The following is a 1,852-nucleotide window of genomic DNA, read 5'->3' on the forward strand; positions in this document are numbered from 1 at the left end:
CGCTTAGGGCAAGCAACAAAAGAAGGCAGATACTAGCGGTTAGCAAACTCATGAAGTACTCAAAGAAAGGTAGAAGAATAGAAAGGTTTGAAAGTAAATAAAAAGGCAGCACCGCAAGTTATGATAACTATGATTTATACATTGATAGAATAGTTACCGAATACGTATTTGTACTTGTATAAAATATTTAATAACCATGCTAAAACTATCATACTAAGGAATTAAGGTACTGCTAATAAAAAAAGCTGGACAAGAAGTGCCCAGCTAATAATAAACATAATAATATAAAGGTATGATCAAAACCAAACAGTAAAACCAATAAACTTTTAGCTATTAATCGACCATTTGTTGACTAACGGATAGCGACGTTCACGCCCAAAGGCTCTTTGACTAATCTTCGTACCAATCGGTGACTGACGACGTTTATATTCGCTATTGTCCACCATTTTGATGGTTTTGGCCACCATATCGGCATCAAAACCTTTATCGACAATCGCTTGATAACCCATATCTTCATCGATATACAAGGTTAAAATACCATCTAATACCTCATAATCAGGTAGGCTGTCTTGATCTTTTTGATCAGGACGTAGCTCAGCTGATGGCGGGCGAGTAATGACCCGCTCAGGAATCACAGGCGTATCCTCTAAGCGATTACGATAGCTTGCCAAGTTATAAACCTGTGATTTATAAACGTCTTTTAGCACATCGAAGCCACCAGCCATATCACCATATAAAGTAGAGTAGCCGACTGCTAGCTCAGACTTGTTGCCAGTCGTAATGACCAAATGTCCAAATTTATTAGACAATGCCATCAAGATAACACCGCGCGCACGTGCTTGGATATTTTCTTCAGTGGTGTCAGCAGGTGACTTGTTGAATAATGGCGCTAACGTATGGCGAATACCTTCGACGGCATCAAAGATAGGGCAGACAGTATAAGAGACATTTAGACGACGCGCTTGTGCTTGAGCATCTTCTAAGCTTATCTTTGAAGTGAACTCATAAGGCATCATGACAGCATAGACTTTATCTGCACCCAAAGCATCTACAGCGATACACAAGGTCAAGGCCGAATCGATACCACCTGATAAACCAACCAGTACGCCACCAAATCCTGAATGATTGACATAATCACGTAGCCCAACGACTAACGCTTGGTACATCTCTGACTCACGGCTCAGCGTTAGTGGCGCTTTTTCTTGAGTGTTGAATGCATTGCTATCAACATTTAAAGTCGCTAGCATTAATTGATCTAAAAAGCGTGGAGCTTCATGAGCGATAGAGCCATCGGCTTGCGCGACAATAGAACCACCATCGAATACTAAATCGTCTTGACCACCTACTGCATTCACATAGACAATGGGTACTCTGTGTTCACGGCTACGCTGAGTCAGCATGGTCTTACGCATATCTTGCTTACCCGTCTCAAACGGAGAAGCATTAAGACTGACAATGATGTCGACGCCTTGCTGTTTAAGATCTGCAATGGGTGATTTTTCCCATAAATCTTCGCAGATAAGTAGTCCGATGGTGATGCCTTTATAATCAAATAACACTTGATTGCGGCCTTTATCGAAGTAACGGCGTTCATCAAACACCCCATAATTGGGCAAAAATTGTTTATGATAAAAACCTTTTTGATGGCCGTTATGCAAGATAGCGGCTGAGTTAAAGGTGCCATGATGGTCAACATGTGGATAGCCGACGATCATCACAATATCTTGAATATCACTTAGAGCCGATAGTGCGCTTTTGATGCGCCCAGACAAACTTGGACGAAGCAGTAAATCCTGCGGTGGATAGCCCAATAAAGCCAGTTCTGGGAAGACAATAACATCAGCGCCCTGAT

1 protein-coding gene is annotated in these 1,852 nt (G+C 41.7%); it reads right to left on the reverse strand.

The annotated features are described in order from the left end of the window. Positions 1-326: 326 nt before the first annotated feature. Positions 327-1,852 (reverse strand): NAD+ synthase (locus ACS8FD_RS13520; protein ID WP_439276260.1); only part of this gene is annotated, 1,526 nt, incomplete at its 5' end.

Source organism: Psychrobacter sp. 1U2 (assembly GCF_051847575.1).